This is a genomic window from Variovorax sp. GW821-FHT09D07 (genome assembly GCF_059416345.1).
Genome location: NZ_JBWKOY010000003.1, coordinates 864,586 through 883,387 on the forward strand (window position 1 = coordinate 864,586; position 18,802 = coordinate 883,387).

Sequence of the window (18,802 nt, forward strand, 5' to 3'; positions counted from 1 at the left end):
GGGGTTCATGCGGCTCACCACTGGTAGCCCGCACCGGCCGAGACGCCGACGCGGCCGCGCGAGTTGGCCGAGCCGGTGAACTTCATCACCCACTTGCCGTTGTCCGAGATGCTCGAGAAGCCGACCGCGAGCGCGCTCTGGCCCTCGTAGCCGGCGATGCCGGCCGCGATCATGTTCTTGCCCGGCATGTAAGCCTGCGGCATGCCGGCCATGGCCATCGCACCGGCGGTGCCGGCGTTGGCGTCGCGCTGGTTCACGCGAATGGCGTCGCGCCACTGCGCGCCCTGTGCGTTCAGCTGGTTGACGTTGACCGCATCCGTGCCGGCCACGCCGGGCGCCACGTTGGACACGGTGGTGCCGTTGGGTGCCTGTCCGTTGCCCAGCACGATCTGGTTGTGGTTCACGCTGCCGTCCACGTTGGTCACGTAGTTGACCGCGCCGGCCTGAACGGCCTGCAATTGGCGCACGTTGACCGCGTCGGTCGCCTGCGTGCCGCCCGCCACGTTCGTGATCTGCCGCTCGCCGCCCGCGCTGCCGACCGACACCGCGCCCTGCGTGGAGCCCACGGCGACGTTCGAGAAGCGCTCTTGCTGGCCGCTCATGCCCGCGCGATCGGCGACGGCGCCGGCGCCCAACGCCACGCCATTGACGGCGCTCGCCGTCGCGCCGGTGCCGATGGCGACGGCCGAGGCGGCCGATGCGGTGCTCTGGCGACCCACGGCCACGGCCGACTCGGCACCCGCGGTGGCGCGGTCGCCCACGGCCACGGCGCTGTCGGCCAGCGCCTGCGTGTTCGCGCCCAGCGCGGCGGCGTTGATGCCGTCGGCGATCGCCTTGTCGCCGGCCGCCAGGCTGCTCTTCTTGCGCGCCTGCGTGTTGGCGCCGAGCGCGGTCGAATTGATGTCGCTCGCGGTGGCGCGGTCGCCCACTGCGACGCTGCTGGTGGCCACGGCCGTGCTGTTGGCGCCGATGGCGGTGGCGTTGGTGCCGAAGGCCTGGGCCACGTTGCCCACGGCGGTGCTGCTGACGCCCGCGGCCACGGTGGTGGAGCCGATGGCGGTGGCGTAGGTTTCGGTGGCGCGTGCGTCGGAGCCCGCTGCCACGCTGCCGAAGCCGGTGGCCTTGGCAGCCGTGCCGCCGAGCAGCAGCGCGTCGCCGCCGAGGTTGCCGCTCACCATGCCTTGCAAGGCCGCGGCATCGGGGCCGCCGTTCACGGGATCGGTCGGCACGCCGGTGATGAGCGCGAAGCCGCCGCTGCCGTTGGGCACCTGGCAGGCCCACGTGGGACCGGCACCGCCCGAGCTGCAGACCGCGCCCGATCCGGTGGTGTAGCTGGCGCCGCCCAGGCTCACATCGGCCCAGGCCGACGGGCCTGCGAGGCCGGCGGCCAGTGCGAGCACGGCGCCCGCGATGCCTCGGGTTTTCTTCTTGCAGACGAATGCGGCGCGCGCACCGCCCCCCACGTGCTGTGTGACGTGTTCCATGGTTCTCTCTTCTCCCTGAGATGGCGCCTGATGGCGCGCTTGATGTGTGACGCTTCGACTGTATGAACCGCAGGGCGCGTGAACCTAGGACCTAATTCACAATAAATGTGAAGGTACCGAAAGCAAATGTTGCTTTCCATCGCGCATTCACACTTCAGGAGATCGCATGAAACCCCAGCCTATCGAGCACGCCGCCGCTTCCGACGAGGTCCGCGCGGTGTTTGACGACATCAAGGCCTCGCGCAACGTGCCCGACGTCAACAATTTCTGGAAGTACCTGGCCAACGACCCGGCCACGCTGAAGCGCACCTGGGCCAGCCTCAAGGAGGTGATGGCGCCGGGCGCGCTCGACCCGGTGGTCAAGGAAATGATCTATCTGGCGGTGAGCGTCACCAACAACTGCGGCTACTGCATCGCGAGCCACCACGCGGGCGCGGAAAAGGCCGGCATGACGCCGGCCATGTTCGCCGAGCTGATGGCCGTGGTCGGCATGGCGAACGAGACGAACCGGCTGGTGAACGGCTACCGCGTGCCGATCGATCCCGCATTCGATCGCTGAGCCCGCTCAACCGATCGTCATCAGGCTCGCATTGCCGCCGGCCGCGGCCGTGTTGACGCTGAGCGCGCGCTCCAGCACCAGGCTTTCGAGCGGGATGCCGGTGTCGCCGGGCGCGAAGCCGCGCACGCCGACGATGGGGCCGGGCCGCGCCGCCACTTGCTGCAGCACGCCGGCAAGGTGGCCGGCGTCGCCGTGGTGCAGCACGGCATCGAAGACCACGGTGGGCGCGCGCCAGTCGTTGGCGAGCACGACCGCGTGGCGCGCCTCGTCGGGCAGCGCGGCCAGCAGCGCGTGCGCGCCGGGCGCGTCGGCGGGCCAGATGGCGGTGCTGCCGACCGACAGCACGGCCGCCAGCTGCACGAGCCGGTCGGCTTCAGCATCGGCGAGGCACAGCACGGCTTCGCGCGGCTGCAGCGTGTAGACGTTGCGCTCGCCGGTCGGGCCGGCCAGCGTGCGTGCACGGCCCACGTGGGCCAGACCGGCGAAGCGGCGGCATTGCGCGGCCAGGGCGTCGCGGCCCGTGTCGCGCGCCCAGCCTTCGAGCGCCGCGAGGCCGCTGGCAGGTGCCACGGGTCGGTCTTCGGCCACGGCGCGCGCCAGCACATCGTCGGGCCGCGCCGACAGCAGGCGCGCCATGTACAGCGGCCCGCCGGCCTTCGGCCCGGTGCCCGACAGGCCTTCGCCGCCGAAGGGCTGCACGCCCACCACGGCGCCGACCATGTTGCGGTTCACGTACACGTTGCCGGCCTGCGCCTGCGCCACCACCTGCGCAATGGTCTCGTCGATGCGCGTGTGCACGCCCAGCGTGAGGCCGTAGCCGCTGCCGTTGATCTGGCCGATGAGCGCGCCCAGGTCGCGGCGGCGGTAGCGCAGCAGGTGCAGCACGGGGCCGAACACCTCGCGCTGCAGCTCGCCCAGGTGTTCCAGCTCGACCAGCGTGGGCAGCACGAAGGTGCCGTGGCGCGTGTCGTGGCCGAACTCGCGGCCCTGGCGGAACACGCGCCGGCCGCGCCCGCGCATGCCGGCGATGTGGCGCTCGATGCCGTCGCGCGCCTCGTCGTCGATGACGGGGCCCACGTCCACCGCGAGCCGCGCGGGGTTGCCGATGCAGCTCTCGGCCATCGCGCCCTGCAGCATCGCCACGAGGCGGTCGGCCGCTTCTTCCTGCACGCACAGCACGCGCAGCGCCGAGCAGCGCTGGCCCGCGCTGTCGAAGGCCGAGGCCATCACGTCGGCCACCACCTGCTCCACCAGCGCGGACGAGTCCACGATCATCGCGTTCTGCCCGCCGGTCTCGGCGATCAGCGGCACCGGCGCGCCGTGCGTACCCAGGCGCGTCGACAGCGTCTTCTGCAGCAGGCGCGCGACCTCGGTCGAGCCCGTGAACATCACGCCCTGCACGCGCGCGTCGCCGACCAGCGCGGCGCCGACGGTCTCGCCGCGGCCCGGCAGCAGCTGCACCGCCGCGCGCGGCACGCCGGCCTCCCACAGCACGCGCACCGCCTCGGCCGCGACCAGCGGCGTCTGCTCGGCCGGCTTGGCCAGCACCGGGTTGCCAGCCGCGAGCGCCGCGGCCACCTGGCCGGTGAAGATCGCGAGCGGAAAATTCCACGGGCTGATGCACACCACCGGCCCGAGCGGGCGGTGCGTGGCGTTGGCGAAGTCGGTGCGCGCCTGCGCCGCGTAGTAGCGCAGGAAGTCGACCGCCTCGCGCACTTCGGCGATGGCGTTGGCGCCGCTCTTGCCGGCCTCGCGCATCAACAGGCCGAGCAGGCGCGGCTGCTGCGCTTCGAGCAGGCCGGCGGCGCGCTCGAGCGCGGTAGCGCGCTCGGCGGGCGGCGTGGCGGCCCACGCGGCGGCGACGGCTTCGGCCTGCGCAATGGCCGAGGCCACGTCGCCCGGCACCGCGTCCTGCACCTGCCCGACGAGGTCGCGGCGGTCGGCGGGGTTGCGCACCTCGGCCCAGGTGCGACTGGCGTCGTCTTCGGCGCGCGGCGCAGCAAGCATCGGCGTCGCGCGCCAGGGCTCGCTCGCGCTGGCCTGCAGCGTGGCGGCGAGCGCATGCAGCGTGGCTTCGCTCGCGAGGTCCAGGCCCTGCGAGTTCGCACGCTGCGTGCCGTAGAGCGCGGCCGGCAGCGGAATGGCCGCGTGCGGCAAGCCCATCGCGCCTTCCTGCGCAGCCATGCGCTCGACCGTCGCGACCGGGTCTTCCACCAGCGTGTCGAGCGGAATCGACGCATCGGCGATGCGGTTCACGAACGAGGTGTTGGCGCCGTTCTCCAGCAGCCGCCGCACCAGGTAGGCCAGCAGCGTCTCGTGCGTGCCCACCGGCGCGTAGATGCGGCAGGGCCGCCCGAGCGGGCCCACCACCTGCTCGTACAGCGGCTCGCCCATGCCGTGCAGGCACTGGAACTCGTACTGGCCCGGCGTGTAGCGCGACGGGTCGGCCATCGTGTAGATCGCGGCCAGCGTGTGGGCGTTGTGCGTGGCGAACTGCGGGTACACCGCGTCGGGCGCATCGAGCAGGCGGCGCGCGCACGCGAGGTACGACACATCGGTGTAGGCCTTGCGCGTGTAGACCGGGTAGCCCGCCAGCCCGTCGAGCTGCGCGCGCTTGATCTCGCTGTCCCAGTAGGCGCCCTTCACGAGCCGCACCATGAGCCGGTGGCCGCTGCGGCGCGCGAGGTCGATCACCCAGTCGATCACGAAGGGGCAGCGCTTCTGGTAGCCCTGCACCACGAAGCCGATGCCCTGCCAGCCCGCCAGCGCGGGCTCGAAGCACAGGCGCTCCAGCAGGTCGAGCGAGAGTTCGAGCCGGTCGGCTTCTTCGGCGTCGATGTTCAGGCCGATGTCGTAGTGCAGCGCCAGCAGCGCCAGGTCGCGCAGCACCGGATACAGCTCGGCCATCACGCGCGTGTACTGCGCGCGGCTGTAGCGCGGGTGCAGCGCCGACAGCTTGATCGAGATGCCCGGCCCGCCGTACACGCCGCGCCCGTTCGAGGCGCGGCCGATGGCGTGGATCGCGTCTTCGTAGGCCGCGCGGTAGCGGCGCGCGTCGTCGGCCGTGAGCGCGGCCTCGCCGAGCATGTCGTACGAATAGCGAAAGCCCTGCGCCTCCAGCGTGCGCGCATGCGCCAGCGCCTGGGCGATGGTTTCGCCGGTGACGAACTGCTCGCCCATCATGCGCATCGCCATGTCCACGCCCTTGCGGATCAGCGGCTCGCCGCCCTTGCCGATCAGCCGCGTGAGCGTGGCCGACAGGCCCGTCTCGCTGTGCGTGGCCACCAGCTTTCCCGTAAGCAGCAGGCCCCAGGTGGCGGCGTTGACGAACACCGACGGGCTGTGCCCCGCGTGCGCCTGCCACTGGCCCTGCGCGATCTTGTCGCGGATGAGCGCGTCGCGCGTGTCGGCGTCGGGAATGCGCAGCAGCGCCTCGGCCAGGCACATCAGCGCCACACCTTCCTGCGACGACAGCGCGTACTCCTGCAGCAGGCCTTGCACCAGGCCCGAACGGCCGCCGCCATTTTTGCGCTGGCGCAGCTGGTGGGCGATGCGATGGGCGAGGGCGTGGGCTTCGGCGGCCTGGTCGGCCGGCAGCCGGGCTTGCGCGAGCAGCGGTGCCAGCGCCTCCGATTCGGGTGGCCGGCAGGTCGCCGTGATGCGGGTGCGCAGCGCGGACGGCGCGGCCGGGCCGTCGGCGAAGGTGACGAAGGTCGAGGGCAGGGGGGCGGGATCGTTGGCGCTCATGGTGCGTCGGTGGTGGTGATGTGTTGGATGATTTCAGCGAACGGCATGAATATTTCTCCAAAGAACAGTCACTTCGACGAGCAAGTCTCTGCGGACTAGACGGCCCGCTTCCAGCCCGGGGTTGACTGAATTTCTATTTCATTGGATATTTCATCCAATATGAAAGAAGAGTCAGCGTCATCCCCCAGCCTCAACGACCGCATCGCCCAGCGCGTGCGCGCCCTGCGCGCCGCGCGCGATCTCTCGCTCGACGCCCTGGCCACGCACTGCGGCGTCAGCCGCTCCATGATCTCTCTGATCGAGCGCGGCGAGAGCAGCCCGACGGCCGTGCTGCTCGAAAAACTTGCGACCGGCCTGGGCGTGCCGCTGGCCTCGCTGTTCGAGCCCGACGCGCCGGCCGCCAGCCCGGTGTCGCGCCGCGCCGACCAGCTCGAATGGCGCGATCCGCATTCGGGCTACCTGCGCCGCAACGTCTCGGCCGGCGGCGACGCCTCGCCGATCCAGATCGTCGAGGTGCTGTTTCCGCCCGGCGCGCGCGTGGCCTACGAAACCGGCGCGCGCGAGCCGCGCATCCACCAGCAGGTGTGGGTGCTCGAAGGCTGCATCGAACTCGCGGTCGGCGACCAGCAACACCGGCTCGAGGCCGGCGACTGCCTCGCGCTCGTGCTCGACCAGCCGACGAGCTACTTCAACCCCACCCGCGAGACGGCGCGCTACGCGGTCGTCATCACCAGCGCGCCCGCCCACGCATCCAACCGGAAATGACCATGACTGTCACCGCCACCCCGCGCCTGCGCGCCCTTTCTTCCGTCACCGAGGCCGAGCTGAACGCGCTGGCCGACGTGCTCATCGACTGCGTCGAGGGCGGCGCCTCGGTGAGCTTCATGCAGCCGCTCACGCCCGAGCGCGCACGGGCCTTCTGGCGCCACGTGGCCGACGGCGTGGCGCGCGGCGAGCGCGAGCTGCTCGTGGCCGAGGACGACGCAGGCATCGTCGGCACCGTGCAGCTGGTGCTGGCGCAGCCCGAGAACCAGCCGCACCGCGGCGAGGTCGCGAAGATGCTGGTGCACCGCCGCGCACGCCGCCACGGCCTCGGCGCGCTGCTGATGAAGGGCGCCGAACAGCGCGCGCGCGACCATGGCAAGACCCTGCTGGTGCTCGACACCTCCAGCCCCGAGGCCGAACGGCTGTACACCCGCTGCGGCTGGCTGCGCGTGGGCACCATCCCCGGCTACGCGCTGCTGCCCGACGGCACGCCGTGCGGCACCACCTACTTCTATCGCGCGCTCGGCGACTGACGGCCGTGCGGTCTACAGTCGGCCGGTCCGTTCATTTCCCGTCGCCATGAAACACCCCTTCGCCGAACTGATCGACCTGCACTGCGAGGAAGCCACCGCCGGCGCCAGCACCATGACGCTGGTCGTCGCGCCGCAGCATCTGAACCCGCACGAGGTGGTGCACGGCGCCGTGCTCTATGCGCTGGCCGACACGGGCATGGGCACGGCGCTGTACCCCACGCTCGAGGCGGGCGAGATCTGCGCCACCATCGAGATCAAGATGAACTACTTCAAGCCCGTGTTCGAAGGCCAGGTCGTCTGCAGGACCACGCTGCTCAACCGCGGGCGCACCGTCGCCAACCTGGAGTCGCGGCTGTACGTGGGCGAGGTGCTCGTGGGGATGGCGAACGGCAACTACGCGATCTTCCGGCGCAGCCGCGCCGAGGGCTGAGGTTCATGGCGTGACGCCGCAGGTGCGCTGACCTGGCGCCGGCACGCGAACCGGGGCCACCGGCGTCGCCGCCCGCTTCGCTGCCGCCACATGCAGCAGCAGCGCCACCACCACCATCGCCACGCCGACGATCTCGTGCGTCGCGGGCGGCTTGCCCAGCGCCACGCCCATCAGCAACGCCGACACCGGCACGAAGTTCAGGAAGGCCGTGCCCGTGACCGCACCGAGCGCGCGCACGCCGTGGTTGAAGGCCAGCACCGCGAGCGCCGACGGCACCAGCCCCACGTACAGCAGCACCTGCCACGACAGGCGCAGTCCCTGCGCGTCGGGCGCGGGCGAGGCGCCCAGCGCGGTCATGCCCACCGCCACGGCCAGCAGCAGCGGCCACGAGGCCAGCACCGTGAGCGCGGTGTAGTCCACCGTGTCCAGCGTCGGGAAGCGCGCCGCACCGCGCGTGTAGACGACCCAGCCCAGCGTGCCGACGAAGGCGATGGCGTCGCCGAGCAGCGTGTCGTGCGACAGGCCTGCGCCACCGGGCGACAGCAGCCCGGCCACCGTCGCCACGCCGGCCAGCGCCAGCGCGGCGGTCAGCAAGGTCGTGCGCGTCGGGCGCACGCCGTCGAGCCACCAGCGCAGCAGCTGCGTGGTGATCGGCGTGGTCGCAATCAGCACCGCGCCGTGCGAGGGCACCGAGTGCGACAGCCCGACGAACAGCAGGATGCTGAACACGCCGAAGCCCGCAAAGCCGTGCAGCGCCAGCGGCACCGCGTGCTGCCGCAGCTTGTGCCAGCCGCCGCTGCCGCGCAGGCCCAGCAGCGCGGCGAACACCAGCGCCGACAGCGTGTAGCGGATGAGCGTGAGCCACACCGGCGCCACGTGCTGCAGCACGCCCTTGCCGACGAGGAACAGGCTGCCCCAGCTGGCGGTGGCGAAGAGCAGGGCCGCGATGCCAGGCAGGCGTGAGGAAGGGGAGGACACGGGAAGGCCTTTCAAGAAAAAAGAGGGAGCGCGTGGCCTGAAGGATGGGGACGGGCCGCCGCGAAGGCCATTCGTTTCTTTGGACCGGGGCTTCCGAAAAAGCGAACGGACGACTGCGTCGCACGCGCTCACAATCCGCGGTCATGGAGCTGTACCAACTGAAGACCTTCGTCGCCATCGCGAAGGAGGGCAACCTGACCCGCGCCGCCGAGCGCGTGTTCACCAGCGCCCCGGCCGCCAGCGCCCAACTCAAGGCGCTCGAAGACGAGCTCGGCGTGCGCCTGTTCGAGCGCACGCCGCGCGGCATGTCGCCCACCGCGGCCGGCCGTCGCCTGCTCGAGGAGGCCGAGCGCACCCTGGCCTCGGCCATGCGCATGCAGTCGGCCGCCGACCAGCTGCGCGGCGCGGCGCAGGGCGTGGTGCGCTTCGGCACGGTGGTCGATCCGGTGGCGCTGCGCTTGGGCAGCGTGCTGGTCACGCTGGCGCAGCAGCATCCGCAGGTCACGCTGCAACTCAAGCAGGGGCTGTCGTACGAAACCCTGGCGGCCGTGCAGCGCGGCGAACTCGACTGCGCCTATGTGCTCAGCGATGCCGAGCGGCTCGAAGGCTTCGAGCTGCGGCGCCTGGGCGTGATCGACCTGGCCGTGGGCCTGCCGCTGGCGGTGGCGCAGGCGCACCCCGAGCTCACGCTCGAGCAGCTCACCGACCTGACCTGGGTCGGCACGCCGCCCTCGTGCATCCTGCGTGCGCACCTCGAGAAGCTGTTCGCCTCGGCCGGGCGCGACTACCGCCAGGGCGTCACCGCCGACGGCGAGAGCGCCATCCGCAGCATGGTCGCCAGCGGCATGGGCGCGGGCCTGATGCGGCTGGACCAGGCCGAGCAAGGCGAGCGCCAGGGCGAACTGAAGATCTGGAACGGTTGGCGCTCACACACCTGGCTGTGCTGGGTCGCGCCGGCTGGCGGCCAGCGATCGGCGGCGGTCGAGGCCGTGCGCGGCGCGGTGTTCGACGCCTGGGCGTGACCCGGGCCTGATCCGGGTCTGACGCCGCCCCGGATTTCCGCAGTGGCAGGCCGCGCCGGGGCCTGTCATCATTCGCGGCGCATGACTCACCAAGCTCCCGTCCCCCTCGCCGATCTGTTGAACCGCGCCAGGCAGGCCCTGGCCACCCCGGACGGGGCGCTGCCCCCGGCCCCGCCCGCCACCGACGAGGCCGGCTGCGTGGTGTTCCTCGCGATGGGCGAGGGCGAAAGCCGCGCCCGCGTCGTCATGGGCCGCGGCCCCGACACCGAAGCCGCGTGGCAGGCCGCCGCCGAGGCGCTGGCCGTGAAGGCGAAGCGTGCCGAGCGGCCCGCGCAGCGGCTGCGCGCGGAGATCGTCGAGCACGCTACGCCCATGACCTGGGGCGAACTGAAGGCGCGGCTGGCGCAGACCAAGCGCAACTACTTCAACGAAGGCATCGCGCTCGACGTGCGCTTCGAGACCGCGCTGCTCGCGCAGGAGATGCACGGCAGCGCCGTGCTCTACAACGGCACGGTCGACCACGCAGAGCCCAACAACGGCAACCTGCGCACGCACACCAAACGCCGCTTCGGCGACGAGCGCGACTTTCCCACCGACGACGCCGCGCCCGTGTGGTGCTTCACCACGCGCGCCGTGTATGTCGATGCCGACGGCGCCTGGCCGCTCACGGCCGAAGGACAAGCCGCGGGCTTTCGCACGCTCACCGACTGGAACGCAAAGCAGGTGCGCGCGCTGGTCGATTCGGCGAGCGACTACCTGGCCGAGCAGGTCAAGCCCACGGGCGAGTTCCACTACGGCTGGTTCCCCTGCTTCGACCGCGCGATTCCCACCTACAACACGCTGCGCCACGCCAGCTCCACCTACGCCATGCTCGAAGGCTGGGAGCTCACGCGCAGCGACGTGCAGAAGGCCGCCATCGACCGCGCGCTGGCCTTCCTGAGCCAGCGGCTGATCCGCCGCGCCACGCTGGCCGACGGCACGCAGGCCGCGTTCCTGGTCGACATCGGCAGCGAGATCAAGCTCGGCGGCAACGCCGTGTGCCTGCTGGCGCTGGTGAAGTACACCGAGCTCACCGGCGATGCGCAGTACCAGCCGCTGATGGAGCAGCTCGCGCTGGGCATCCGCTCCATGCAGGACCCCGAGACCGGGCGCTTCGTGCACGTGCTCAACCACCCGGGGCTCGACGTGAAGGAGCCCTACCGCATCATCTACTACGACGGCGAAGCGGCCTTCGGTTTGATGCGGCTGTACGGCCTCACGCGCGACGCGCGCTGGCTCGCGGTGGTCGAGAAGGCCTTCGAGCATTTCATCGCCGCGGGCCACTGGCGCGCGCACGACCACTGGCTGAGCTACTGCGTCAACGAACTCACGCGCTTCAAGCCCGAGACGCGCTACTACCAGTTCGGCCTGCAGAACATGGCGGGCCACCTGGACTTCGTGCTGGAGCGCATCACCACCTTCCCCACGCTGCTCGAGCTGATGATGGCCGCGCGCGAGATGGTGCTGCGGCTCGAAGCCGACCCGGCCCTGCGCCCGCTGCTCGCGGGGCTGGATCGCCACAAGTTCGACCGCGCGCTGGAGCACCGCGCGCGCTACCTCGCCAACGGCCACTTCTGGCCCGAGCTGGCGATGTTCTTCCGCCACCCCGATCGCATCGCGGGCGCGTTCTTCATCAAGCACCACAGCTTTCGCGTGCGCATCGACGACGTGGAGCATTACCTGTCGGGCTACGTGGCCTACCACCGGCTGCTCGAGGCGCGCGAGGCGCAGCAGCAGAGCGCGCAGCTCTCGCAAGCCGCCACCGAACCGGCTGCGCCGCGCGGCCTCGAAGGCACCGTGCTGTGGGGCGGCGACGTCAACCTGGGCCGGCGCCAGCACTACCGCATGCACGAGTTGGGCGGCCCCGCCCGCATGCTCGGCGACATCCCCGCGCTGCGCGAGGCCGACCTGCGCATCGTGAACCTCGAATGCGTGGTCGCCACCACGGGCGCGCAGGGCGTCGAGAAGGACGAGGGCGGCCCTTATTACTACCGCGCGCGGCCCGAGATGCTCGCGGTGCTGACCGAGGCCGGCATCGACATGGTCGCCACGGCCAACAACCACAGCGGCGACTACGGCCCCGAGGCGCTGCTGGAGCAGCACGGGCTGCTCAACGCCGCCGCCATCGCCTTTGCCGGCACCGGGCCCGACCTCGACTCGGCGCTGCGCCCCGCCTTCCGGCAAGCCGGTGGGCTGCGCGTCGCGCTGTTCTCGCTCGACGCCACGCAGCCGCGCTTCGCCGCCACCGCGCAGCGCCCCGGCGCGGCCTGGCTGTCGCTCGATGACCCGGCGGCCTGGCGCGCCACGCTCGCGCCGCGCATCGCCGCCGCGCGCCAGGAGGCCGACGTGGTGCTGGTGGCGGTGCACTGGGGCGAGAACCTGGAGACCGCGCCCTCGCGCGCCGAGATCGCCGTCGGCCATGCCATCGTCGAAGCCGGCGCCGACGCGGTGCTCGGCACCTCGGCCCACGTGCTGCAGGGCATCGAGGTCTACCAGGGCCGGCCGATCCTGCACGACGCGGGCGACCTGCTGTTCGACGCCATCCGCAACGACCTCGCGGACTCCGGCGTGTTCTCGCTGCGCCTGGGACCGCACGGCGTGGAAGAGGTGGTGTTCACGCCGGTGGGCGTGGGCTTCGGTTTCTCGCAGCAGCTCGCGGGTGAGGCAGCCGAAGCCGCCAGCGCGCGCTTCGCTGAACTGTGCCGCGCGCTCGGCACCGAGATGACGCAGCGGCCCGACGGGCGCTGCGCGCTGCAGCTGTCGCCGCCCGAACGCACCGCGCCGGCCGGGCGCCCGCCGCTGGCGCCGCTGTCGGCGTCGCGCCCGCCCGCGCTGGTCGGCCCCGTGCTCGCGCCCCGGCCCGAGTGGTCGGTCGATGCCGTGCCCGAGGACGCCAGGATGCGCCCGCTGCAGTTCGGCCCGCTGCGCCTCGTGGGCATCCGCCTCGCGCCGACGCAGATCATCGGGCGGCGCCTGCTGTGGGTCGAGTCGTTCTGGACCGCCGATGCGCCCGTGAGCGCCGACCTGCGCGTGCAGTTTCGCGCGCTGCCGATGCGCAGCGCCACCATGCCGGCCTGGGGCGAGGCCATGGACCACGACCCCTGCGACTGGATGTGGCCCACCAGCCGCTGGACGCCGGGACGCATCTACCGCGACCGCTACGGCCTGCGCGCGCCGCGCCTGGGCCTGCTCGAGAACGACGCGCTGCAGATCGAGGTGCGCGTGCGCGGCAGCATGCCCGACCTGCCGGGCGCGCGCCGGCTGCCCGTGTGGTGCGGCCTGCGCGTGCCGAAGTTTCCGACGCCGCTGCCCGAGCGCCCCGCGCCCGTGCTCGCGGCGCTGCGCCCCGGTGCAGCGCCGCAGGCGTCGCCCGTGTGGACCGCCGACGAACTGCAGCGCGTCACCGGCGGGCAGTGGCTGGTGCCGCCGCCTTCGGGCTGGTTCGTGAACGCGGTGGTGCGCGGACCGACGCACATGGCGCGGCTGCCGAAGCCGGCGCTGTTCATCGCGTCCGACTACCGCACGCTCGCCAAGCACGAGAACTACAGCAAGCCGCGCGCCGACAACCCCGACCGCCACGAAGACGTGCCCGTGCTGCAGCACGCGCTCGCGGGCGCCGTGGTCGCGCACCCGGTGGACGGTCTCGACCCGTCGTTCCCGCTGCTGCAGGTGGAGGACCCGATCCGCGCCATGATCGACCTGGGCATTGCCGCGCGTGCGCGCTTCAAGGGCCGCGTGGTGGGCGTGACCGGCACCGTCGGCAAGTCGTCCACCATCGCCATGCTGCGCGACCTGCTGCCCGAGGCGGCGCGCGTGCACACCACCATCGACAACTACAACTCGCGCGTGGGCGTGCCGGCGATGCTGGCCAACCTCGCGGCCGATGCCGACGTGTGCGTGCTCGAGATGGCGCAGAGCGCGCTGTGGATGGACCGCGGCCCGATCTCGCTCGTGGCGCGCCCGCACGTGGCCATCCTCACCGAGATCGGCCTGTCGCAGACCCGCCAGACCGCCACGCTCGAACAGACGGCCGAGTTCAAGTCGCGCATCTTCCTGGGGCTGGAGCCCGGCGGCGTGGCCATCGTGCCCGACCACATCCCCTGCCTGATGCAGGTGGTGCGGGCGGCCGCGCGCACCGCGGGCGCCATCTGGGTCGTGGGCAGCAGCCCCGACGCCAACATCCGCATCGTCGACACGCGGCCCGAGCGCGACGGCGGCTGCTGCGTGCGCATCGCGCTGCCGGGGCGCGCGGTCGAGTACCTGTTCCCGATCGCGAGCGCCGGGCTGGTGCGCAATTCGGCGCTGGCCTTCGCCGCGCTGCTGGCGCTGGGCTTCGATGCCGAGGCCGCGTGCGCGCGCATGCCTTTCGTGCGCCTGCCGGCTTCGGTGATGCAGCTGCGCCCGCTGCGCACGCAGGGCGGCGTGCAGGCCACGCTGATCGACGACAGCTGGAACGCCGAGGTCATGTCGATGCGCAACGCGATGGAGTTCGTGCGCACCTGCCAGCATGCGGCGCACGGGCCGGTGACGCGCAAGATCGGCGTGCTCGGGCGCATCATCAACCTCGACAAGGAAGCCGAAGCGATGCACCGCAGCCTGGCCGCGCCGCTGCTGGCCTCGGGCATCCAGCACCTCGTGACGCACGGCGCCGAGATGCGCTGGCTGCGCGAGGAGGTGCCGGCCGAGCTGCTCGGCCCGCACTTCGAGGACGCCGCGCAGCTCACCGGCTACCTCGGCGAATTCCTGCGCGACGGCGACCTGGTGCTGGTGAAGGGCGACCGCCAGCAGTCCGACTTCGGCCTCATCTCCGAACTGCTGCAGAAGCTATGAGCCCCCGCGCGCGCCTGGCCTGTGTGCTCCTTGCCCTCGTGCAGACGGCCTGCGCGCAGCGTGCCGATGCGCCGAAGGCCGCAGCGCCGCGCGAGCCGGCGGCCTCCGCGTCGGCCGAGGGCGCACTGCTGCACTGGAACCAGCCCGCCGTGCGCGCCAACTGCCCCGACCGCCCGGGCTTTCTCTGGGTGCAGGCGGTCGAGGGGCCGTCGTGCATCCGCTACTTCGCCAGCCGCGACATCGACGACGCGCGCATTGCCATCGTGCAGTTCTCGGGCGACCGCGACAGCGTGATGAACCTGTCGCCCACGCGCATCCCCGGCAACACCGAACCGCTGCGCACGCTCGACGCGCAGGCCGCGAGCGACCGCGCGGGCATGCCGTGGATCTTCATGGCGCGCCCCGGCACCTACGGCTCGTCGGGCGACCACCGCCAGCGGCGCGAGGCGGTGGAGTTCCATGCGCTCGATGCGGCGCTCGAAGCGCTGATGCAGCGCCACCGGCTGCAGCGCGTGGTGCTCTTCGGCCACAGCGGCGGCGCCACGGCCGGCGCCGCGCTGCTCACGCTCGGGCGCACGCGCGTGGCCTGCGCGGTGCTCACCTCGGGCGCCTTCGACCTGCTGGAGCGTGCGCGGCTGCTCGGCCGATCGAAGAACGGGCGCAGCGACACCACGGGCAGCATGCAGGTCTACGACCCGCTGGACCATGTGGCCGGCATCCCGCGCGACCCGCAGCGGCGCATCGTGCTCATCGGCAACCCCGGCGACCGCAACACGCCGTTCGCGCTGCAGCAGCGCTTTGCCGACGCGGTGGGCAAGGCGGGCCATCGCGTCGAGGTGATGACGCACGACGCCGAGCCACCGACCTTCCACGACCTGAAAGACCGCATCGGCCTGCGCACCGCATCGCAGTGCGCGCGCGAGGCGCTGCAGTCGCAAGCCCGATGATCGAACCCCTCACTTCGCGCCCCTTCGGCGCCATGCCCGACGGCCGCCCCGTCACCGAATACACGCTCGACAACGGCCACGGCCTGCGCCTGAGCGCCATCAACCTCGGTGGCATCGTCACCGCGCTGCACGTGCCCGACCGGCTGGGGCGCAGCGCGAACGTGGTGCTGGGCTTGCCGTCGCTGGCCGACTACCTGAAGCCGCACCCGCACTTCGGCACCATCGTCGGCCGCTACGCGAACCGCATCGCGGCGGGCCGCTTCACGCTCGATGGCACCGCTCACCAGCTGGGCCTGAACGACGGCGTGAACACGCTGCACGGCGGCGCCACCGGCTTCGGCAAGCGCTACTGGGAGATCGTGCCGGTGCCGCATGAACTCGCCCTCGAACTGCGCTACACCAGCGCCGACGGCGAAGAGGGCTACCCCGGCGAGGTGCAGCTGACGGTGCGCTACACCTTGAGTGCCACCGCCAACACCTGGCGCATCGACTACCGCGCCACCACCGACCGGCCCACGGTGCTCAACCTGAGCCACCACGACTACTTCAACCTTGCAGGCAGCGGCTCGGTGATGGACCATGTGCTGACGCTGCCCGCGAGCCGCTACTGCCCGGTGGATGCCACGCTCATTCCGCTCGGGCTGGGCGAGGTGGCCGGCACGCCTTTCGATTTCCGCACGCCGACGCGCATCGGCGCGCGCATCCGCGAAGGGCACGAGCAGCTGCTGCGCGCGCATGGCTACGACCACAACTGGGTGCTCGACCGCAGCGGCACGGGCCTGGCGTTTGCGGCGCGCCTCGCCCACGAGGCCTCGGGCCGCGTGATGGACGTGCACACCACCGAGCCCGGCGTGCAGTTCTATTCGGGCAACTTCCTCGACGGCAGCCTGCTCGGCAGCGCGGGCGCGAGCCTGCGCCAGGGCGACGGCCTGTGCCTGGAGACGCAGCACTTTCCCGACGCGCCGAACAGGCAGGAGTTCGCGTCGACCGTGCTGCGCCCCGGCGAGGTGTTCGCCAGCGCGACCGAGCACCGCTTCGGCATCGGCTGACCGCGGATCAGCGCTGCGGGCTCTGCACCGTCGCCGCGACGATCCGGCGCACCACCGGCAGCACCACGAGCAGCGACGGAAACGCGGCCAGCCACGACACACCCCATGCGGCCATCCACATCTGGAAGAGGCCCGAGGCCAGCCCCACGCTCTTGAGCGTGGAGATGCCCGCCACGATGCACGACATGAAGATCGACAGCAGGAAGGGCATGGCGATGCCCGCATAACGGGCCGGCAGTTTTCGGGTGGTCATGATTGGGCAAGCTCCTGGATGTGGTTGTTCAAGGTGCGCGGACGAGGTTGCAGCCCTTCTGCGCCGTCAGCGCCGTCGGCGCCGACCACCCGTACGGTGGGTCTGTGTCGTTGTTTCATGGAATGATTCCTTCGTTTGTGGCAATGCGGCCTGCGACCGCGAGGCCTCGAAGATACGAACGGCAGGCGCCATCGGGAAGCCACGCGCGCCGCCATAGACCTTCATCCAGACCGAGAGAATCCATGGACCAGATTCAGGACATCCGGGCCTTCGTGGCCATCGTCGACCACGGCAGCCAGAGCGCGGCGGCCCGGCACCTGGGGCGCTCGGTGCAATCGATCAGCCGCTCGCTGAGCGTGCTCGAGCGCAGCCTCGGCGTGCAGCTCCTTCGCCGCACCACGCGGCAGTCGTCGGTCACCGAAGTGGGGCTGGCCTACCACCGCCGCGTGCGGGCCGCGCTGGCGGAGTTCGATGCGGCGGCCGTCGAGGCCAGCAGCCAGCTCGACTCGCCGCGGGGGCTGCTGCGCGTGGCCGCGCCGGTGCAGTTCGCGCCGGCCTTCGTGGTGCCGCTGATCGGCGCGTTCATGCAGCGCTACCCGGACATGGAGGTCGAACTCACGGCCTCCGACCGTTTCGTGGACCTGATCGAAGGCGAGCTGGACCTGGCCATCCGCATCGGCGAGCTGCCCGATTCCGAACTGGCGGCCAAGCCGCTCGGCGAGCTGCGGCTGGTGGTGTTCGGCTCGCCGGCGTACTTCGCGCGGCACGGGCGACCGCAGCGGCCCGAAGACCTGGCCGACCACCAGTGCGTGGTGCGCACCACGCACGGCAGCGACGCGCACTGGCCCTTCACGGTCGACGGCACGCTGCAGCGCGTCAAGGTGACGGGGCGCTTCCGCGCCGACAACACCGCCGCGATCTATGCGGCCGTGCTGAGCGGGCTGGGCCTGTTCTTCACGCCGCTGTGGCAGATCCGTGACCTGCTCGACAGCGGGCAGGCCGAACTGGTGCTGACCGAGTTCGAGTCGCCGAGGATTCCGGTCCACGCGGTGTGGCCCTCGTCCCGTGGCAGCTTCGCGCGGGCCCGGCTGTTCGCCGATTTCGCGGCGGCGCACCTGCCGTCGCTGCAGCCGCGCGAGGGACCCGGGGCGGCCTAGCCCGCGAACAGTGCCGCCGGCACGCCCGGGCTGTCGATGCGCACCGAGAAGAGCCCACCGGCCAGCGGCTCGCTCTTCAGCTGTTCTTCGGTGCGGCTGTTGCGCGCCGTCGTGATGTAGAGCGTCTGCAGGTCAGCGCCGCCGAAGGCGCAGTCGGTCACGTTGCTCGCGGGCAGCGCGATGCGGCACAGCTCGGCGGCGCTCACCGGGTCGTGGCAGGTGACGCAGGCGCCGTCCCAGTGCGCGATCCACAGGCGGCCGGCCGCGTCGGTGGTCATGCCGTCGGGCAGGCCGTCACCCTTCGGGAAGCGGTGCCATACGCGCTTGTTCGACACCGCGCCGGCTTCCATGTCGAAGTCGTAGGCGTACATCGTGTTGATCGCCGTGTTGTTGAAGTACATGGTGCGGCCGTCGCCCGACCATGTCGGCCCGTTGGTCACCTCGAAGCCGTCGTCGTGCCGGGTGCATTGGCCGTCGGCGTCGAAGCGGTAGAGCGCGCCGGTGGGCGCCTTGCAGTCGAAGTCCATGCTGCCGGCCCAGAAGCGGCCGCGGCTGTCGCACTTGCCGTCGTTGAAGCGGTTGCCGGTGCGCTCGGGTTCGGGCTGGTGCAGGTAGTGCGGCTTCGTGGTGTCGCCGGGCGCGGTGGTGTCGAACAGCGCGAAGCCGCGGCGCAGCGTGAGGAACAGGCCCGGCGCCGACGCGCGCTCGGCGATGGCGGTGATCTCTTCGTCGAAATGCCAGGTGCGTTGCGCGCCCGTGGCCGGGTCGTAGCGGAACAGGCGCGGCTGCAGGATGTCGATCCAGTACAGCGCCTGCTCGCGCACCGACCACAGCGTGCCTTCGCCGAGGTCGGCGGCGGCGGGCCAGAGGCATTCGGGGGTGCCGAGCACGCGGGGCGCTGCGAGCGGCGAAGAAGGGGCGCTTGTCTCTTGCATGTTCATTTGTTCTTTCTGAATGTCATGTCGCCTTGACGCGGCGGATCGTATCAAGGCATATTGATAATAGAAAT

General features: G+C 71.6%; 15 protein-coding genes. 9 read left to right on the plus strand and 6 right to left on the minus strand.

Annotation, left to right across the window (positions count from 1 at the left end; genetic code table 11):
- Window positions 1–14: 14 nt before the first annotated feature.
- Window positions 15–1,484, minus strand: a complete 1,470-nt coding sequence (locus tag AC07OX_RS15455) for a YadA family autotransporter adhesin (protein ID WP_495261975.1) — start codon at window positions 1,482–1,484, stop codon at window positions 15–17.
- Between the two features lie 166 nt (window positions 1,485–1,650).
- Between AC07OX_RS15455 and AC07OX_RS15460 the strand changes: the two genes are divergently transcribed.
- Complete coding sequence (locus AC07OX_RS15460; protein ID WP_159273919.1) at window positions 1,651–2,043, plus strand: carboxymuconolactone decarboxylase family protein; 393 nt, start codon at window positions 1,651–1,653, stop codon at window positions 2,041–2,043.
- A 6-nt stretch (window positions 2,044–2,049) separates the two neighbouring features.
- Here the strand turns inward: AC07OX_RS15460 and putA are convergent, their stop codons facing one another.
- Window positions 2,050–5,790: a trifunctional transcriptional regulator/proline dehydrogenase/L-glutamate gamma-semialdehyde dehydrogenase gene (putA, locus tag AC07OX_RS15465; protein ID WP_495261976.1), complete on the minus strand. Its 3,741-nt coding sequence runs from the start codon at window positions 5,788–5,790 to the stop codon at window positions 2,050–2,052.
- Window positions 5,791–5,949: 159 nt separating this feature from the next.
- Here putA and AC07OX_RS15470 point away from each other — a divergent pair, with 159 nt between their 5' ends.
- The 3 genes from AC07OX_RS15470 to AC07OX_RS15480 are packed head-to-tail and all read left to right on the plus strand — an operon-like array spanning window position 5,950 to window position 7,518.
- Complete coding sequence (locus AC07OX_RS15470) at window positions 5,950–6,555, plus strand: helix-turn-helix domain-containing protein (protein WP_495261977.1); 606 nt, start codon at window positions 5,950–5,952, stop codon at window positions 6,553–6,555.
- A 2-nt stretch (window positions 6,556–6,557) separates the two neighbouring features.
- On the plus strand, window positions 6,558–7,088 hold the full coding sequence (locus AC07OX_RS15475; RefSeq protein WP_495261978.1) for a GNAT family N-acetyltransferase: 531 nt from the start codon (window positions 6,558–6,560) through the stop codon (window positions 7,086–7,088).
- Between the two features lie 46 nt (window positions 7,089–7,134).
- Complete coding sequence (locus AC07OX_RS15480) at window positions 7,135–7,518, plus strand: PaaI family thioesterase (RefSeq protein WP_307638430.1); 384 nt, start codon at window positions 7,135–7,137, stop codon at window positions 7,516–7,518.
- Between the two features lie 3 nt (window positions 7,519–7,521).
- Here AC07OX_RS15480 and AC07OX_RS15485 read toward each other — a convergent pair whose 3' ends face one another.
- On the minus strand, window positions 7,522–8,496 hold the full coding sequence (locus tag AC07OX_RS15485; RefSeq protein ID WP_390346572.1) for a DMT family transporter: 975 nt from the start codon (window positions 8,494–8,496) through the stop codon (window positions 7,522–7,524).
- Between the two features lie 143 nt (window positions 8,497–8,639).
- On the opposite strand from AC07OX_RS15485, the gene AC07OX_RS15490 reads away from it, so the two are divergent.
- From AC07OX_RS15490 to AC07OX_RS15505, 4 genes are all read left to right on the plus strand, one after another.
- Complete coding sequence (locus AC07OX_RS15490) at window positions 8,640–9,518, plus strand: LysR family transcriptional regulator (protein ID WP_495261979.1); 879 nt, start codon at window positions 8,640–8,642, stop codon at window positions 9,516–9,518.
- A gap of 81 nt (window positions 9,519–9,599) precedes the next feature.
- Window positions 9,600–14,387, plus strand: coding sequence for a CapA family protein (locus tag AC07OX_RS15495; protein WP_495261980.1), 4,788 nt, complete (start codon window positions 9,600–9,602; stop codon window positions 14,385–14,387).
- The gene (locus tag AC07OX_RS15500; protein WP_495261981.1) at window positions 14,384–15,334 is read left to right on the plus strand and encodes an alpha/beta hydrolase family protein; all 951 of its coding nucleotides are present in this window, start codon (window positions 14,384–14,386) and stop codon (window positions 15,332–15,334) included. The genes AC07OX_RS15495 and AC07OX_RS15500 overlap by 4 nt, the downstream gene beginning before the upstream one ends.
- Window positions 15,331–16,383, plus strand: a complete 1,053-nt coding sequence (locus tag AC07OX_RS15505; RefSeq protein ID WP_495261982.1) for an aldose epimerase family protein — start codon at window positions 15,331–15,333, stop codon at window positions 16,381–16,383. Before AC07OX_RS15500 ends, AC07OX_RS15505 begins: the two co-directional genes overlap by 4 nt.
- Before the next feature lie 7 nt (window positions 16,384–16,390).
- On the opposite strand, the gene AC07OX_RS15510 is transcribed toward AC07OX_RS15505, so the two are convergent.
- Together AC07OX_RS15510 and AC07OX_RS15515 are read right to left on the minus strand one after the other, a co-directional pair.
- Window positions 16,391–16,636 (minus strand): DUF2798 domain-containing protein, encoded by a 246-nt coding sequence (locus AC07OX_RS15510; protein WP_070060049.1) that lies wholly within the window; start codon window positions 16,634–16,636, stop codon window positions 16,391–16,393.
- Window positions 16,633–16,755 (minus strand): hypothetical protein, encoded by a 123-nt coding sequence (locus AC07OX_RS15515; protein WP_495261983.1) that lies wholly within the window; start codon window positions 16,753–16,755, stop codon window positions 16,633–16,635. The genes AC07OX_RS15510 and AC07OX_RS15515 overlap by 4 nt, the downstream gene beginning before the upstream one ends.
- A 123-nt stretch (window positions 16,756–16,878) precedes the next feature.
- Here AC07OX_RS15515 and AC07OX_RS15520 point away from each other — a divergent pair, with 123 nt between their 5' ends.
- Window positions 16,879–17,793 carry a LysR family transcriptional regulator gene (locus AC07OX_RS15520; RefSeq protein WP_493196101.1) on the plus strand — a complete coding sequence of 305 codons (915 nt, stop codon included), beginning with the start codon at window positions 16,879–16,881 and terminating at the stop codon, window positions 17,791–17,793.
- On the opposite strand, the gene AC07OX_RS15525 is transcribed toward AC07OX_RS15520, so the two are convergent.
- Window positions 17,790–18,734, minus strand: coding sequence for an SMP-30/gluconolactonase/LRE family protein (locus AC07OX_RS15525; protein ID WP_495261984.1), 945 nt, complete (start codon window positions 18,732–18,734; stop codon window positions 17,790–17,792). The two genes, AC07OX_RS15520 and AC07OX_RS15525, sit on opposite strands and share 4 nt — an antisense overlap.
- Window positions 18,735–18,802: the final 68 nt, after the last annotated feature.

What these genes read in the sequence shown, in the direction of transcription:
- AC07OX_RS15455 (WP_495261975.1), bottom strand. Translation starts at nt 1,484, where the DNA reads ATGGAACACGTCACACAGCACGTGGGGGGCGGTGCGCGCGCCGCATTC.
- AC07OX_RS15460 (WP_159273919.1), top strand. Translation starts at nt 1,651, where the DNA reads ATGAAACCCCAGCCTATCGAGCACGCCGCCGCTTCCGACGAGGTCCGC.
- putA (WP_495261976.1), bottom strand. Translation starts at nt 5,790, where the DNA reads ATGAGCGCCAACGATCCCGCCCCCCTGCCCTCGACCTTCGTCACCTTC.
- AC07OX_RS15470 (WP_495261977.1), top strand. Translation starts at nt 5,950, where the DNA reads ATGAAAGAAGAGTCAGCGTCATCCCCCAGCCTCAACGACCGCATCGCC.
- AC07OX_RS15475 (WP_495261978.1), top strand. Translation starts at nt 6,558, where the DNA reads ATGACTGTCACCGCCACCCCGCGCCTGCGCGCCCTTTCTTCCGTCACC.
- AC07OX_RS15480 (WP_307638430.1), top strand. Translation starts at nt 7,135, where the DNA reads ATGAAACACCCCTTCGCCGAACTGATCGACCTGCACTGCGAGGAAGCC.
- AC07OX_RS15490 (WP_495261979.1), top strand. Translation starts at nt 8,640, where the DNA reads ATGGAGCTGTACCAACTGAAGACCTTCGTCGCCATCGCGAAGGAGGGC.
- AC07OX_RS15495 (WP_495261980.1), top strand. Translation starts at nt 9,600, where the DNA reads ATGACTCACCAAGCTCCCGTCCCCCTCGCCGATCTGTTGAACCGCGCC.
- AC07OX_RS15500 (WP_495261981.1), top strand. Translation starts at nt 14,384, where the DNA reads ATGAGCCCCCGCGCGCGCCTGGCCTGTGTGCTCCTTGCCCTCGTGCAG.
- AC07OX_RS15505 (WP_495261982.1), top strand. Translation starts at nt 15,331, where the DNA reads ATGATCGAACCCCTCACTTCGCGCCCCTTCGGCGCCATGCCCGACGGC.
- AC07OX_RS15510 (WP_070060049.1), bottom strand. Translation starts at nt 16,636, where the DNA reads ATGACCACCCGAAAACTGCCGGCCCGTTATGCGGGCATCGCCATGCCC.
- AC07OX_RS15515 (WP_495261983.1), bottom strand. Translation starts at nt 16,755, where the DNA reads ATGAAACAACGACACAGACCCACCGTACGGGTGGTCGGCGCCGACGGC.
- AC07OX_RS15520 (WP_493196101.1), top strand. Translation starts at nt 16,879, where the DNA reads ATGGACCAGATTCAGGACATCCGGGCCTTCGTGGCCATCGTCGACCAC.
- AC07OX_RS15525 (WP_495261984.1), bottom strand. Translation starts at nt 18,734, where the DNA reads ATGAACATGCAAGAGACAAGCGCCCCTTCTTCGCCGCTCGCAGCGCCC.